We start from the raw sequence: 644 nt of genomic DNA, 5'->3' as shown, positions 1-644 counted from the left end.
GCGGCGCGTACCCGCCTCCGCCCGGCTTCGGCAACGAACCCCCGGCCGGGCCGCAGTGGGGTGCCCCGCCGTCCGGTGTCCCCTACGGGGCGCCGATGGCGCCGCCACCGAAGCGCGGCAACAAGACGTTGCTGATCGTTCTGCTGGTGCTGCTGCTCGCGGTCTGCCCGTGCCTCGGGTTCGGCGGCTGGGCCCTGATGAACGCGGGTGACGACGACGACCCGCAGGCCGGGCCGACTGCGACGGCGGCACCGAGCAGCCGGCCGACCGAACAGCCCAGCGCCAGCCCGAAGCCGTCCCCGTCGCGTACCAGCGGCAGCGCCGGGATCGTCAAGGGCGACTGCGTGGTCAACGACGGTACGGCGGACGACGCGGAGCTGCGCGAGGTGAAGTGCGCGCCGGGTACCTACAAGGTGCTGCTGCGCATTCCGTTCACCACGGACGGCAAACAGTGCGAGACCAAGGCTCCGAAGTCGACGGCGAACTACGTGCACGACAACTCGATCGACGCGCTGGACTACGTGCTCTGCCTACAGAAGCTCTGACCACCGCTAACCGAAACTAGGGCTGTCTAGCAGTATCGCTAGACAGCCCTAGTTTTCTGTCGACACCCTCGGCCGCCGATCCAGCCCACACCCACGCCC

1 protein-coding gene is annotated in these 644 nt (G+C 69.3%); it reads left to right on the top strand.

Features of this window, described 5'->3' with window-relative positions; all coding sequences use genetic code 11:
* On the top strand, positions 1 to 545 hold a 545-nt coding region (locus GSF22_RS34065; RefSeq protein WP_307804525.1), incomplete at its 5' end, for an LppU/SCO3897 family protein.
* Between the last annotated feature and the right edge of the window lie 99 nt (positions 546 to 644).

The organism is Micromonospora echinofusca (genome assembly GCF_017614955.1).
GTDB classification, from domain to species: domain Bacteria; phylum Actinomycetota; class Actinomycetes; order Mycobacteriales; family Micromonosporaceae; genus Micromonospora; species Micromonospora echinofusca_A.
Note: the sequence above shows the minus strand (reverse complement) of the source record. Positions and strands in the feature narration are given on the sequence as shown.